Here is a 14,569-nt window from a genome sequence, read left to right as displayed (position 1 = left end):
ATTTCTCCACTCCCGTCGATTACGAGGCTAGGATGATCGCTGCATAATTTGCTGTACGTGGAAACGAGGCAGGATCACCCTACATTCGGAGCATACAATGTCTGCGCCATCTCATGTCTACACCATCTCGTGCGTAGCCAAGATGCTTCATGAACCAGGAGAATGGCTTGAAGAGCTGGCCAATGTGAATCTGGAACCGGAGGACGGCTGCCTTGGCGTCATCGATGACCTTGACGTGCCGCCCGACGAGATCATCTCGATCACAGCCTTCACTGACGCTGGAATCGAAGCACTCAAGGAACTGGTCGCAGACGCAAAGCGCACAGGCTTGGGAACGGATAGAGGACGCTGAGCAACAGTAAGGATGCGGTCACATCCATTCGGCATATTCAGATCCGCTGGACTTATCGACTTCCCTGGTCCTTGCGCCTCCGAATGGCTCTAAGATTGCGAAGGCGACCTATATCAATCGAGACCTCTTATCGCGCGGAATGGCTTGCCCAGCGATAACGAGAAGAGCGAGCAGCAGTACGACGCATCTCGCATGCGCAAGTAGACAGAATATGTCGCGATGAAGCCCGCGGCGTTGCATAATGCAACAACGCCTTTGCCGCGATAATCCTATGTCTCGCTCAACGACGAACCGCCCCTCCACGCGCAAACCGCCTCGCGGCACGCTGGCTCGTTATCGAGAACGGATCGTCGAAGTGCTGGGCGAGGCCCGCGGCCAACGCGTCATGATCCGGTCCGTCCATGCGGATGGAGCCGAGCGCCGCACGGCGGTGAAACTGGTCAATCTGCTACCGTTGGACAGCCAGCTTTTTTGAGTCGTGGGCGAATCCTGGTCCACTCATGCTCGCTATTATGTTCACGCGCCGGGGATCGCTTTTCCTTGCCGCCGGTAATTCTCATGGTTTCCGCGGCCGGGATGCGACATCGCTCGCCGCCGCCAACTCCGCCGGATGAGTGGCCGACTGTTCCGCGCGCCACTGTCGGCTGCTGCGGCCTGCTATCATTCGGGGGCAACCATCGAACGCGGACTCCTTTCGTTCTCTTATTGCAGCATGTCTTATCGCCACTCAAGTTCCCAAGCTACTCGTTCTCCGTCTCGCAAACACCTCAGCAGAGCGATGTTGCTACCTCTGCCGCTGTCAGCGGCGCAGACGGTTGCGCTGTCCAACCATTTGACGTTCGCGGCCTGTCGGGCCGGCGCCGGATCGGCGTATCTGATCAACGAGCTGATCGAGTTGGTCTACGTCACCTATTTCGTGCAAGATGCGGGCTACGGCGAGACGGACGTTATCATCTATGGTCGCGCCGAAGCCGCTCTCGAGCGCTGCCTGCAGCGAGCCGAAACGGAGAAAATATGGACACTCGATGCAGCCGGGCTGCCGTTATTTGAGGCGGTCTTACAAGAGGCAGATCGTCAACTATCCGCCGCTCCGCGATACGTGCTTCTCGAAGCGCGCGAGAGGCTCAAGCGCTTCGCCGCTAGCGGGCGGGGCTCGCCGCTGGTGTCCGCCGCCCTTGGTCATTGAGGCGAATACATTCGGCCAACGGCGGTCGCACCGGCAGCTCGCAGGAGTAGACAGCCGCCGGTCGAACACGACCGTCGACTCGCCCTAACCGCATTGGATTGAAGCATACTCCGACACTTGAAGCGACAATCATTCAGTGTCAGGGGACCGCCGATATAACCGAGGCGTCGAAACTCACGCATTGCATCTGGAGTTCTAACATGAGCCAACCCCGCGGACCAAATGCGGGATATCGAGGCAAGTCCAGCAGTCGACGCCCACCTCCTCAACATCCGGCCAGCTCTAGTCGCCCGGGACGGGTCCAACCGCCCTTTAAAGCGAGTGAGAGCACACCCGCCCAGGCGTCCATCATTAAGACTCGTTCGTTGAAGTTTCTCGTCGATGCTGTCGGTGAGGAAAATGTTGCGTTGGGCCTGGATTCCAGCTTGACGCGGATAGCTGAACTCTTGCGAGGCGAGCGATTCACGCCCGAGACCGCCTTCCACATGGAAACGACGCTCGGGCTGCCTTCCGGCTTCTTCGACCAGCATCATCCCGTACTTGCGACGGAGGTAATTGCTCGCCTGAAGTCGCCGCTCGAGTTCGTGAGCAGGGACGAAACCAGCGATGAAGGCGAAGTCCAAGAGGCCTCCCTCCTCCCGAATAATCAAAAGCCGTCACTGCCTGCGAGCAGGCTGTCCGAGGAAGCGAAAATGCGTTCGAAGAGTTCGAAGGGCGCGCCCGCCGCGACTAGGGCCCGTTCAGCTGAGACCCCTAAGCAGACGGGCGGCCGACCTTCCACGGTTGGAGGTTCTTCCAACCAGAACGGGCCGCGTCAAGCGGCTCAGCGAGAACGGGCCCATTCAGACGGCGCGGTCTCAGTCGAGGGAATCCGGCGGGCCAACCTTCACGTCCTCACCGGACGCAACGGTTCCAAGGCCAAGCTCGGCGCAGTCATGGGACTGACCGGATCGAACATGGCTCATCGACTGCACGGCAAAAAGCGCATGGATGATCCTGAAGCACAGCGCTTCACCGAGCGGCTCGGTCTGCCCGAAGGCTGGCTCGACACACCTCGTTCGGAGGCCGACGTTCCTGAGTCGGTGGCGCTGCTTTTGGCTCCCGCATCACGCGCGCGCATGCCGGGTCACACGCTGCCGGCATCCGCCGCCGCACGGGACGACGACACGCTTGGCGCAGCCGCTCCCGGAAGCGAGAGCGACCGACTCCGAGCTCGCATCACGATTGACGCAAAAGCCGCGGCATCGCCGAACGAGGCGCCAAGCGCGCAAGGCGGCGTGGTCGGTCGCGAGCATGGGACGGTCAACGAGGCAGTCGCCGCGCCTGCTCACGCGACTGTCGATCCGGACGAAAGGCCAGTGGCAACAGCCGATGCCCGACCGGTGGAATTACCGCTCGCCTCCGCTACGTCCCATCGATCCAGCGCGCCCGCCATCTCCACGGTGCAAACCAATTTGGCCGGACTTGACGGGATAGCACCGATAGCAGAGGCACTTTTGAAAACGCTCGCTGGCAAGGCACGCACAGGTCGGTTAGACGAGGTGAAGGCACTCGAGCTTCTGCAACAAGCAATCCATCTGTGACGGCGAAGTCGAGGCCCGTCTCGCGGCGCGTCTCGATTCACCGTTCGCGCTGCGCTTGACGGTTGTTGCGCGGCTAACAATATCCAACGACCGCCAAGAAATTCCTGGCGGCCACTGTTCTTCCACCCGAAGACGGCCGAGGTCCACTTTAGTCTGGGGGCGCCCTTCGCCGCCGATGCCGCTCCGTCCGCGACGTCCGCGGCGCAGATGACCTTTCGAAGGGCTCGGACGTTACCGCTCAGACGCATATTGCATGTCCAACCCACTGCTGGCGCAGGCGAAGCCGCCCCGCAGCGAATATTCGCTTTCAATTTGCTCCACCACTACGCCGGCGTGCGCGTCGGCAACGTATCTTTCGACGGTCTTGCCGCTTTCCGGGTAGTAGCGATCCCTACGGGGCCAGCCGTTTCAGACAGGAAGGCCATCGAACGGCTTTTCCGCTCGACATTTTGATGGCTGCACATTGCAACGGCCTCTTTGCCCCTTCGGCCTTCCGTCGCGCCAACGCACCGGCCGAACGTCCGCCCACCTCCCGAAGCAGCGGCCGTTGCCGGTCGCGGAAACTTATCGAACGATACATTGTGTCGCGGCGCAGCCCCTGCTGGCGGGCTCGCCCATCAGCTGAGTTGCGTCGGGGGTGTACGGTTCGCTTTCGCATACCGTTCGCTACGAGCATCTTTCGTTGAAACGGACCGCTTCCGGCGGCGTCCGCAGCAACGGTTCCACGGCCCCGCGCCGGCTTCCGACGACCGCCGGCGGCTCTCAGGCAATCGCTCGCTTCGGCGTAACGGCGCGGAGGGAAGTCGCCTGCCGGGGGCAGCACGGGCGCCGTAAAGGCGGCAGCGATTCCGCCGTTCTTGGCGGTGGGCCGCGGCTACTTAATCCTGATAACTCTGGATATCAGGATTACGCTTAATCCGGTCGTTGCAGTACGACCGTTCAAAACGCCTTTGCCGGCCAGGGACACGGAAAACCGACGCCCTCTCCGCTTGATCAATGGTGATAATTCGTATTATCACCATTGCATTTAATGGGTAAAATCCGAGGGTAGGGCATCTACGTCCCGTCCCGACGGGGCTCCGACGAACGAAAAGAAGCCGCTCATGGCTAATAAACCGCAGACCGTCACAAAAAGCCGTGCCGCATACACGCGCAACCATTTCGCGGCGTTGCGCGCGTACGTGCAGCGCATCCCCGCGTCGACGATCACGCGGCTGTATTTTTCTGAGGACGAAGACGGCAACGAAGCGACGCCGGGCTGGGTCGAGTCGTTTCTGCGGCGCATGCAGGCGGAACTGGTCGAGATCGCGGTCGAGTATGGGTCGTCGGTGCTGGCCGATCATTTGAAGTCGTCCGCCAAGGCGCACGGTAGCGCCCGCCTGACCGCGGTGACGCTCAAGATGGTCGAGCAGGCGGCGCTCTTGGCCGTCGCCAAGCCCGAGCCGACGCACGGGGTCGGCATGTGGTTCCGGCCGCTGGTCGCGCGAAGGCTGAAAGACGCAGGCATCCACACGCTGGCGGAACTGGTGGACTTCTGTAACCGCCGGGGCGGAAGCTGGTGGCGGGCGGTCCCGCGCATTGGACCGGGCCGTGCACAACGGGTCGTGTCGTGGCTGCGTCAGAACGAAGACGCGATCGGTGCGCGCGTCGGCGCGGACGTGTCGCTCGACGATCCGTTTTCGGCCCCGGAAGGCGAACTCGTCACGATCGATACGGATTCGGGCGTATTGGCACCACTGGAGCGCGTGCGGCTGCCGAGCGAACTATCGGGCGCCGGTGGCCTCAACCGCCACGCGAGCTTCTCCTACATCATGGCGCATAACGACCTCGAGGCGGTCCGCGCTTACCTGCACCGCTACCGCGAGCAGCCCAAGACCCTACGCGCTTACACGAAGGAACTGGAGCGGTTCCTCTTGTGGACCGTGACCGTCAGGCGCAAACCGCTCAGTTCTCTGCTGGCCGACGATTGCGAGGCCTACCGCGATTTCCTCAAAGCGCCCTCGCCGGCTTTCGTTGGTCCGCGACAGTCACGGGCAAGCGGCCGCTGGCGGCCGTTCGCCGCGAGCGAACTGAGTCCTGAAAGCCAGCGGTACGCGGTCAGAGCACTACGCGCTGCGTTCGCGTGGTTGGTGGACGTCCGCTATTTGGCAGGCAACCCTTGGACTGCCGTATCGGACCCCGTCATTGTTGAACGCGAGAATCTGTTGAAGGTCGAACGCGCCCTGCCCGCCGAGCTTTGGGCGCGCATGCGCGGTTACATCGACAGCCAATGCAAGCCCGACACGGCAACCCATTGGCGATCGGTGCGCGTCGCGCTCCTCCTTGCTGCCGACTCGGGCCTTCGCCGCGAAGAACTGGCGGGCGCACGCAGAGAACGAATGTCTCCGACGACCTACGGGGACGGCGACGATGTTGTGTGGCAATTGTCGATCGTTGGGAAGCGGAATAAGGAGCGGACCGTGCCTGTGAGTCCCGCGACCATCGAAGCGCTGGCGGCACACTGGCGCGATCGCGGGGAGGATTTTGAGAGCGCAACCGCCGGGCCGCTGCTCGCGCCGATTTTCATCCCGTCCACAGAACGCGCTCTTCGGAAGCACGCCGATGGGAAGCCGCTCGCTTATAGCACCAACACCGTCAACGTACTAATGGAGTGGTTCAGGAAACGCATCATCCGAGGGTTGCCGGATTTGACAACGGATGAGATGAAGCTACTGGCAGGCACGTCGACGCACTCACTTCGTCATACGTTCGGCACACACGCCGCAGCCGAGGAAGTTCCGCTCGACGTCGTGCAGAAGATTCTCGGGCATGCGTCGCTTCAAACTACATCTATCTACGTCCAGGCTGAGAAGCAACGGATGCTTCGTGAAGCAGCAGCGTTTTATCGTCGACCCACCCCTGAATCGACTGTGTGACAGCATCGAGCAAACTGCTCACCCCGAAAGAAAACTCAAATGGAATCAAAGACCGTAGCCGAAGCCCTTCTGTCCAGTGGCTTCACCGAGGTACTGCCCGGCACGACCGGACCAACCGGCGTGCAGAACCGAACCGGCCTGATGCCGCGCATCTTCATCAATAACAGTCGTGACCGAGTGGCGAAGATCGCTTCGGACGGCGCATATGCAGTGTTCGTCGACTGGGCGAGACGCAACCCCTCCGTCACCGTACCGAAGTGTTACTGCCATCGCGAACGCGGTAAGCGCGATGCCTACGGGTATTGGACTTACATGCGCATGGAGCGCCTGTTCGAGCTCACAACAAGCGAAGCTTCCGGAGTCGAGAGTTGGTTCAAAGAGTTTGTTGACTCACGCGGACAGACCGCACATGACCCGTTCCGACTGCTATCGACGCTTAAATCGTTGTGGCAGCTCGCTATAGCTTCGTCTTACGGTGTTGAGGTAACGAAGTCCTCTAATGTCATGGTCCGTGTCTGCGGCAATGCCAGACAGTTTGTGTTTTCCGATATGTTGAACTAGCGACGCAACGACAGATGTCCAACGGCCCGTCGGCCGCTGCTGCTCGATGAAGAGGCGTCTCGCGCGACGATCGGCGCGGGGCCGCGCCGATTCGCTACCCCGCTCTGGTGCCGCGCCATGTCATTGCGTTTTCCGCTTCGGTTTGCCCCATGCGGCCCATAGCAACGCTAGCGCAAGTAGCGGCGCGCCTATTACCTGGCCTGCCGAATACGCGGCATTCGACGAACCAGGTGCGGTAATCACGTAGACGAGTACGGCAAGCGCGTACACGGTGACCGCGATACGAACAAACCAGCGGGTCACGCTTACGCGTAAAACGGCGCGCGGGGGCGCGGTGGCCGGCCCGGCAGGAGCTCCGAAAGTCGGCTCGATGCGGTCTTCACGGTCGAATTTAGTCATTTGTTAAAATCCCGATTTATTAGAGAGCCAACGGTAGAAAAGGCAGAGAGCGCTGTACCTCCGCGCGCGCCAACTAGTGCGTCGTTGGTAAAGTCAGTCGACAGACGGTTGGAACTTCGGCCCGCTTAAGTTGATATCGATCCGATAGACGGGGAACTTGGTAGGAACGACGAGGGCCGCACTGAGCTGCGACGACGAAGTAGACATGTATTTTGGTTCGACCATTAGCAGGTGCTCGCCCTTAGCCAGGTAGAGCTCGACCGCGTCGTTAGTACCCAACTCCGCAGTCTTCTCACCGTCCACCTTGAGAAGCAGGTGCATCCCCGAACCGATCATCGTTCCACCGTTGCGGACCACGGTGATCTTCTGTTTTCCCTCACCGGGTGTGGTCTTGTCCGCAGAAAACAGACGCTCGGTCGGGACTTTGTCCGCATCTTTCAATGGCGACATGGTGGAGCCGCAACCGCCAAGTGCGACTGCGACGAGAAGTCCGCCTATAAAACGTTGCATACACTCTCCTTGGACAGCTACATGACTCAGTGGACGCGGGGACATTGCAAAACCTCAGCCCACTGATCATTACGGCACTACCTGCGTAGGCTTTAGGGTGCACTCGCTTGCCAATGCCGCGGCGTGTTGCAGCGACGCTTGCCGCCTGGTCGATGAGTGTAGATCTCGTTACACTGCTCACGTAATTGCTGTCCACCGACCTCGGTAATGCAGCGTTAAGCGCTTATCACCAGGGAGCCAACATGGCCAGCATTAGAGCGCGTGAAACCTCACGCGCGAAGAAAATTTCGACAGCGATCGTGGTCGCGCTCACCGCCGCGACGTCGTTGGCCGCGGCCGACGCCTCTGCTCACATCAGCGTGGGCATCGGCTTGGGATATCCGGCGTCCGTGTACGCCGCACCGCCGGTCTATTACGCCCCGCCGCCTCCGCCGCCCCCTGTGTATTACGCCCCGCCACCGCCATCGGCTGTCGTCTATCAGACGGTACCTGCGCCCGTCGTTTATGGCGAAGACTGGCGGCAACGCGAATGGCGTGAACATGAGTGGCGCGAACGCCGGGGATGGCGGGAGCGCCAAGAGTACGAGCGCCGGCGCGCGTACTACGGCTATTGAACTTTCAAACCGATGATAGGTACGACGATTGCGACGGAGGAGTGTCTTCTCCTCCATGGTCCTCCCCCTCGGACATGGAATTAGCCCGCTCCTTGTGAGCGGGCTTTTTTATTACCCCTTGATCGTCATTTCGGCGCCTGGCTTAGCTTATGCCAGAGGTCGGCCGCCGCTTCTGCCTCTTGCCAAGTGCGAAACAGGCCTGCCCGGATTTTCCAATTGTCTCTAGCAGAAGAGAATGGCAATCCCGAAAGAGGCACTGGCACGCCTGCCGCTTTAAGCCTGTCCATCTATATTTCCGCAGTGTGTTGATCATCAAATGAGGCCAAGTTGACGAAATATTCCTTCGGTGGCGGGCTAGTGCCGCCGCTTATCGGGTTAGATGCCGTTGGCTGATCCTCAGCGGCTGCTGCCGATGCTGCTGCGGCAGCCTCGAGGCCGCTGCGATCGTGCTCAACGCGGACTGATTCGCCTTCGACGACTTCGGAGCAATTGTGGGCAATGGATAACTGGCCGGCGCCGTCGCCGGCGGACTGGCCGGTGGGCTGGACGGTGTACGCGCTTTGCTCGGCGAGGGACGGCCGACCATCAGTCTTCTTGACTGCAAGATGGTCATTGATCCAGGTGTACAGGCAGCTCGCGCCCGCTGCAGATCAAAGAGAGTTCTTACTCCACCCGCGCGCATGACGATTACCGCGGCTCAAGAACGTAAAAAGCGACGACTCGACCATCCGTGGCGATAGCGAGCGCCTATACTCTCGACTATCTAGTCGTCGGGTCCGGGCCATTACCATGAACGACAATACCCCATCACAAGAAGCCGACCGCGACGAATGGAGTTTCGAGGAAGCGTTTGAGTTCACTGATGCGAATCACGAACGACTCAGGCTTCGTATAAAGGACCTGCGCGATTATCCCGAAATTAAGAAAGAGCTTACTTCAAGAAAGCTGGCCGCGTCCTGCCACGACAAGGATGTTAAACCTCATACCATTGACAGCTTTATGAGGGAGGAGTCGATTGCGCTTGGCGAACAATCTCATCACGATCTGGTACGGTATTTGGCCGATAACCATTGGCTAAACGACCAGTGGAAAAGAGAGGGCGCCGCTCGCGACTCCAACTCGCTATTTCGCGCGCTTACTCATTTTCTTCAAATTCATCAGCAAACAATAAATGAACTTGCTGACGAAGCGAGTGGCACGTATGTGATCTGGGCTCCCTCTCTTCATATTCCCGGAAAATACATCCGAGGCAGGCTCGAAATCACTACGAACGACGATGCAGTCCGCATTATCGAAACTCACAATTACTCCGGCCGCGAAGGAACTACCCCTCTAAAGGAGGAGTTTTGCGGCTTCATAATCAAGAAATCTCGGCATTATGTTTTATTCTCGCGGCTGAACAATGGCCACTCCGGTCCACCACGAATGATAATTATCGATAATGCCATCAGCGTAGATTCAAAACTGATGGTGATGCAGGGAATGGCGACCGGTTGCTATGGAGCAAACACGCTTTTTAGCGCCCCCATTTACATCGAAAGATGGATTGGAGAACCGGATGAGCTAGATCGCACCATCGACATAACGGATGATATTCCTGATGTAGTAAGGAATAAGCTTTCTTTTACTGTTTCTAATAACGTGCTTCGTTTTTGAGATTCTAATTGCATATGAAAAAGATTTGTGGTTCACTTCTCCTTCCGGTAAAAGAATCTAAGAACCTCCAAGCGAGGACTAATATGGATAATAAAAAGAACGAGGATCTGTCTACGCAGGGGGGGCGTAAAGCCAGCAAATATGCGGTCGCCTTCGCGACCGCTGCGATTGCAGCATTAGTCGGGGTCGCCTTTACATGGACTCCTGACAAGAAGGCAGAGGACGGTTCGCGCCAACATCAGGAAACGACACAGCAGAACCGCCCGGTTGCAACCAACTTCATGTACCACCAATAAAGCACCCTCAACCGGCGTACGCCAAGCCGGAATAACCGACAAGCAACACCCCAAAGGCGATGAGGCAGCACATGCGGTAGAAAATGCGCTCGTCGGTACGGGCCAGGGCGCCCTTCGCTTTCGACGCACGATAGATGCTGAGACAGGCGCCTGCGAAGATCGCGATCAACATACATCCGCTCCAGCTGAACAGCGGATGCTCGTCATCGAAAAACGAGATGTTGCCAAAAATAAGACCTATCCCGGCCGCGAAGACGAGAACCGAGAGATCAAGTATTGATACGATCGGTAATTGTTTGGGAGATGCGTCCGCAAACGCCTTCGTCACGAGCGGGTTAGCGATTGCGGCCAAGATAGACGTGCCGAACAAAATTGCGACGGCCGTCAAATCCGCAAAGTCGACGTGCGCGCCCAAGTCCAGGACAATGTGGCAGTCGCTCCAAAGATCGCCAGTCCATTGCATGCCAGCATTCCTGGCCGTGAAAACGCAGACGACTACCGTAACGAAGGGCGAAAAAACCAGACCCGTCAAAGTAGACTGATATGCCAGGGCCCATGAGTCAATGTGATCATTGTCGCTAATATCTTTTGCCATCAGATTCCCCAAGGAGAACAGGATTCCAGCGACAAGCGGCGATATGATGGAGAAAAAGACGCTCGTCTGAGAGTTGTCATCACTCGTGAGAACCGTGTACCCCGCACCGGCTGCAATCGTAATCGCCATCGGACCGATCTGCGAGCGATAATCAGGATGCTCTCCCGTGAACAACTTGGTGAGCGCCAGCGTGACCAGCGGATGGACAAGAAACAGCGCGTAGGTAAAGGTCTGTGTTTCGCAGTATGCGAGTGCCAATGTGAGAAAAGCTGCGCACCCCGAGACAACAAGGCCGCGCATCCAGACCTTCGATGTGAGCTTACGCAAGGCGTCCAGCTCGACTGGCGACTTACCCCGCAACGCCTTGCATAGCACGATAAACAAAGTAAAAAGAACGAACGCAAAAATCGCGCGGACAAGCAACATTGGTCCAGCGCTAAATGATTTCGAGATTGGCTTAACTCCTGCCTCGACCCACGCAAACAGCACTGAGGCACCCGTCATACAGAGATACGGCGTATAGCCAGGACTCGGTGCTTTCTCGCCTCCGGTATTGTCTTGCTCCATCGCAACCTCCGCTTGATGTCTCAAGCATACATTAAAAAAGTTGTTGGAGAGGTTTACGACTATTTGGTCGTATATCGATTAACTCGTTCTTTTTGCGACAAAGTAGATGAGATTTTCAAGCTGCATCTTTCTCCTCGCGAATTCAAAGTTAAAGCCGGCGAAATGCGATCTCGATATTGCTGCATAGAACGAAATGAGTTTCGACGTTTTTCGTCTTATTCCTAGAACGTGAGTTCGTTTCGCGAGTTAGCGGAGCGAAATTCGGCCTCCTCGGTCGCGTGTCAGATCGCGCGCCGAATACTTTTCGTTTTGGCGCGCGATCGCCTGGGGCAGTTTGCTGATGTCATTCGTATAGACTCGCGCTTCCGCCCGGGCGCGCGCGATCGCGACGTAGAAGACGTGCTTAGCCGTGGTCCGGCTGTTGGTCTGAGCCTCGATAAGGACACGATCAGCGCTCAGTCCTTGGGCGCTGTGGATCGTCGTCGCATAAGCATGATCGAGGTGAAGGGGCTTGTCGGCCGTTAGCTCACCTGTCGACCAGCGTTCTGCAGGGTGATTTTCTCAGGGGTGACGGCCGCAACCTTGAAACGGTCACCGTTCGCCAGATCGAGCGCGGCATTGTTGCGAGTGATCCTCACCGTGTCGCTATCGACAGTAGCCGGCGGCCAACAGCGCAACTAGCGCCCCTGTAACTCCCGCTAGTCCGCGCAGGTGGGACTCGATCCTTTCCCACAACTTTGGAAGCGGCTTCTTCCCGTTCTCCGTCTTTACTAGCGCTCCTATGAGTCATGGGTCACTTCACTAAAGCATAGCCCTCGGCTCCCGTTTATGCACCGCGGCTATCGCGTTTGATAATTGTTGATAAGCCGTTTAGTATAGGGATGAATCTACTTGGGGACAAAGCCATGATTAGCGCAGAACTTGGACAGCAGCTCGAGGGGTACATTACCAAGCTGGTCGAATCGGGACGCTACGGCTCGAAAAGCGAAGTGCTCCGCGAGGGCGTGCGACTGATTCAGGATCGTGAGACGCAGCTTGCCGCGCTCGATGCCGTGATCGAGCGAGGCCTCGCCGATTCAGACGCGGGTCGAGGAAAACTTGCCGAAGAGGTGTTCGACCGGCTAGAAGCCAAGTATCAGGCGATGGTGAACGGCAAGGAATGATTGTTCGCATCCTTCCTGACGCCGAGTCCGAGCTTGAGGCCATCGGCGATTACATCGCCCGCGACAAGCCCCGCCGTGCCTTGAGCTTCGTTCGGGAGCTGCGTGAGAAGTGCATGAGCCTCGCAGACATGCCCCTCGCCTACCCGCTCGTGCCTCGCTACGAAGATCGCGGTGTGCGCCATCGGGTTCACGGCAGCTACCAGATTTTCTACCGTGTCACCGGGCAGCCCGAGCGCATCGACGTCATTCACGTCCTGCATAGCGCCCGCGACGTCGCCGCGATCCTTTTTCCGCAGGCATAAAAAATAGCCCAGAACGAGTTGAGTGCTGGGACGCCAGCGGCAATGCCCATTAGTCGCGGGAGGACACCCCGGGCGAACGCCCGCACTGCACTCGCACACGAACTTCTTCTTCGTCGGCAACGATCGCGCATTCACCAATGCTGCAGCCCAGCCGCCATGCGCTCCTAAAGACACACACTTGCCGGTAACTTTGATTGTCGGTAGATTCGTATGAAAATACCTGGAGCAACAATGCGTCGCTTTCGGAAGTGGTTCGCGTCAAGACCAAGGAAGAAGCTTGAGGAACTTAGCACCTGGGCGATAGCCGCGCTCGGTGCCTCGTCGTACCTTGAGGCGGTGTTCTACGGTTGGGTGCTTGAAGAATGCGGCCCGTCGTATTGGGAGATCGCGCGCCGCACGCCTCTTTCCCAATGGGGCTTCCAAGGCGTCGGTTGCACCATTGTCCTACTGGGGATTCTCGTTCAATTGTGGTTTTTCAGAGCGATGGGCGATCAATGCAGCAGCCTCCTGAAGCAACGCCTTTTCGCATAACTACGTCTTCGCACATAGAGGGATTCTTGAGGCGCATTTTCGTTCTAGCCGCGCTGGCAATAAGCGCAACCGCATACGCGTCAGCGGACGAACATTGGTGTGATCCCAACAAGGACCGACCGAACGATCCGCTTGTTCCGCACTTCGCCTGCCCGAAGCAGCGCGTCATCACGACCAAGTGCCACAAGGATAGAAATGGCGATCAAGTTTGCCGCTCGGTCGAAACTTACGAGTAACGTCCGGCCACAGCTGCGCAAGTAAGACATTCGATTGCTCTCGCAGCGGTCCGATCGATGCGCTGCCCCGCGTCGATCGGACCGCTGCGGATCTGACGGGGGAACCTCCGTTAGCTCGGCTGCCTCTTCCCCGCGATACGCAAAAAAGCCCAGTACTGTCGTGCTGGGCAAGCCATCGGCGTCGCCTGTGGCGGAGGTGCTAATAAGGAAACTGGCCGTCTGCGGTATCCCGGCAGCGGCCAGTTCTCTAGTACCTAGGCGAGCTACTTGGCTCGCTCAGTCGATTAGTGACCGAAATAGACAGGAGCGACGCTATTGCCGGTGTGAGCCGGGCCGCCCGCTGCTGATGCAGTGTCGGCAACGCCACCGTAGCTGTTCTGGCCCTTCTGTGCAGCAACCTTAGCTTCGGCCGCTTGGATCTGCGCCGGGTACGTCGTGCGATCCATGCCCGGGTTGTAGCCAGCATCCCGGAGCTGGACCAGTTTGGCCTTAACCTGCGCGCGAGTCGCCGGCTGGCTCTGAGCAAACGAGGAAACTGCTGGGATAGCGAGTGCAGCGGCGACGATGAGAGTTGCGAGTTTCATGATGCTTACCTCCAGATCTTTGTTCTTCGCAAACAGCCCTGTTTGCGTTTCAGTCATCTCAGTATAGGTAAGCGTCCGCTTAAGATTAATGAGCGATCGAACAACAATTCGTTGCTGTATTCGGGATAACCCTAACCAACCCGACTGGCCTGGCCTTATCTCTTCGCAGTTTCACCGGTGAAACTCGGCGCCGGTGGCCGCTCTTCGCTACCGCGTCCTTTCGTTGTTCAGTAAGAGGCGCAGCTTCTCGAGCGCAACGAGTTGACCATGCCCCTCCTCTCGCCAGCACTTTTCGATTACCTGCTGACGCTGGTACGCCTCGTCGACAACTCCGCGGAAGCGCTGGACCTCAAGGACGAGACGCTGCACGTCAGGATCGCGTGCCCTGTACCTGCACCAGAGCGCTCTGCGTTCGTGGTAGCTGACCGGCAAGAAACTAGGAAGCGGCATGAGGGTCCGGAACTGTATGGATATACAGTACTCCATTGCCTTTTGGCTGCGTGCTCCAATGCTCCTGGG

At 58.3% G+C, this 14,569-nt stretch carries 15 protein-coding genes and 1 pseudogene; 11 read left to right on the top strand and 5 right to left on the bottom strand.

Annotation, left to right across the window (positions count from 1 at the left end; all coding sequences use genetic code 11):
• Positions 1-97: 97 nt before the first annotated feature.
• The 6 genes from AWB77_RS31110 to AWB77_RS31085 all read left to right on the top strand — a co-directional run bounded on the left by AWB77_RS31110 (position 98) and on the right by AWB77_RS31085 (position 6,597).
• Positions 98-352 (top strand): hypothetical protein, encoded by a 255-nt coding sequence (locus tag AWB77_RS31110; RefSeq protein ID WP_061138318.1) that lies wholly within the window; start codon positions 98-100, stop codon positions 350-352.
• Positions 353-623: 271 nt separating this feature from the next.
• The gene (locus AWB77_RS31105; RefSeq protein WP_061138317.1) at positions 624-827 is read left to right on the top strand and encodes a hypothetical protein; all 204 of its coding nucleotides are present in this window, start codon (positions 624-626) and stop codon (positions 825-827) included.
• Between the two features lie 303 nt (positions 828-1,130).
• On the top strand, positions 1,131-1,538 hold the full coding sequence (locus AWB77_RS31100; protein ID WP_061138316.1) for a hypothetical protein: 408 nt from the start codon (positions 1,131-1,133) through the stop codon (positions 1,536-1,538).
• Between the two features lie 200 nt (positions 1,539-1,738).
• Positions 1,739-3,121 (top strand): hypothetical protein, encoded by a 1,383-nt coding sequence (locus AWB77_RS31095; protein WP_061138315.1) that lies wholly within the window; start codon positions 1,739-1,741, stop codon positions 3,119-3,121.
• A 1,103-nt stretch (positions 3,122-4,224) separates the two neighbouring features.
• Positions 4,225-6,036 (top strand): site-specific integrase, encoded by a 1,812-nt coding sequence (locus AWB77_RS31090; RefSeq protein ID WP_061138314.1) that lies wholly within the window; start codon positions 4,225-4,227, stop codon positions 6,034-6,036.
• Positions 6,037-6,075: 39 nt separating this feature from the next.
• Positions 6,076-6,597, top strand: a complete 522-nt coding sequence (locus tag AWB77_RS31085; RefSeq protein WP_061138313.1) for a hypothetical protein — start codon at positions 6,076-6,078, stop codon at positions 6,595-6,597.
• Positions 6,598-6,717: 120 nt separating this feature from the next.
• On the opposite strand, the gene AWB77_RS36230 is transcribed toward AWB77_RS31085, so the two are convergent.
• Together AWB77_RS36230 and AWB77_RS31080 are read right to left on the bottom strand one after the other, a co-directional pair.
• Positions 6,718-6,996 carry a hypothetical protein gene (locus tag AWB77_RS36230; RefSeq protein WP_157694963.1) on the bottom strand — a complete coding sequence of 93 codons (279 nt, stop codon included), beginning with the start codon at positions 6,994-6,996 and terminating at the stop codon, positions 6,718-6,720.
• Positions 6,997-7,089: 93 nt separating this feature from the next.
• On the bottom strand, positions 7,090-7,506 hold the full coding sequence (locus tag AWB77_RS31080; RefSeq protein ID WP_157694962.1) for a hypothetical protein: 417 nt from the start codon (positions 7,504-7,506) through the stop codon (positions 7,090-7,092).
• Between the two features lie 242 nt (positions 7,507-7,748).
• Here AWB77_RS31080 and AWB77_RS31075 point away from each other — a divergent pair, with 242 nt between their 5' ends.
• From AWB77_RS31075 to AWB77_RS31065, 3 genes are all read left to right on the top strand, one after another.
• Positions 7,749-8,120, top strand: a complete 372-nt coding sequence (locus tag AWB77_RS31075) for a hypothetical protein (RefSeq protein WP_061138311.1) — start codon at positions 7,749-7,751, stop codon at positions 8,118-8,120.
• Positions 8,121-8,909: 789 nt separating this feature from the next.
• Positions 8,910-9,776, top strand: a complete 867-nt coding sequence (locus AWB77_RS31070) for a hypothetical protein (RefSeq protein WP_061138310.1) — start codon at positions 8,910-8,912, stop codon at positions 9,774-9,776.
• A gap of 83 nt (positions 9,777-9,859) precedes the next feature.
• Positions 9,860-10,072 (top strand): hypothetical protein, encoded by a 213-nt coding sequence (locus AWB77_RS31065; protein ID WP_157694961.1) that lies wholly within the window; start codon positions 9,860-9,862, stop codon positions 10,070-10,072.
• 7 nt (positions 10,073-10,079) lie between these two features.
• Here the strand turns inward: AWB77_RS31065 and AWB77_RS31060 are convergent, their stop codons facing one another.
• Entirely contained in the window at positions 10,080-11,234 is a 1,155-nt protein-coding gene (locus AWB77_RS31060; protein WP_157694960.1) for a DMT family transporter, read from the bottom strand.
• Positions 11,235-11,480: 246 nt separating this feature from the next.
• A pseudogene (locus AWB77_RS37530) lies at positions 11,481-11,735 on the bottom strand (ATP-binding domain-containing protein); the annotation flags it as partial.
• Between the two features lie 404 nt (positions 11,736-12,139).
• On the opposite strand from AWB77_RS37530, the gene AWB77_RS31050 reads away from it, so the two are divergent.
• Positions 12,140-12,397: a type II toxin-antitoxin system ParD family antitoxin gene (locus AWB77_RS31050; RefSeq protein WP_061138330.1), complete on the top strand. Its 258-nt coding sequence runs from the start codon at positions 12,140-12,142 to the stop codon at positions 12,395-12,397.
• On the top strand, positions 12,394-12,699 hold the full coding sequence (locus AWB77_RS31045) for a type II toxin-antitoxin system RelE/ParE family toxin (protein WP_061138306.1): 306 nt from the start codon (positions 12,394-12,396) through the stop codon (positions 12,697-12,699). Before AWB77_RS31050 ends, AWB77_RS31045 begins: the two co-directional genes overlap by 4 nt.
• Positions 12,700-13,750: 1,051 nt before the next feature.
• On the opposite strand, the gene AWB77_RS31030 is transcribed toward AWB77_RS31045, so the two are convergent.
• Positions 13,751-14,050 carry a DUF4148 domain-containing protein gene (locus tag AWB77_RS31030; RefSeq protein WP_061138329.1) on the bottom strand — a complete coding sequence of 100 codons (300 nt, stop codon included), beginning with the start codon at positions 14,048-14,050 and terminating at the stop codon, positions 13,751-13,753.
• Between the last annotated feature and the right edge of the window lie 519 nt (positions 14,051-14,569).

This window comes from Caballeronia fortuita (genome assembly GCF_001544835.2).
Taxonomy (GTDB): domain Bacteria; phylum Pseudomonadota; class Gammaproteobacteria; order Burkholderiales; family Burkholderiaceae; genus Caballeronia; species Caballeronia fortuita.
This window is presented reverse-complemented; position numbering and strand designations above follow the sequence as displayed.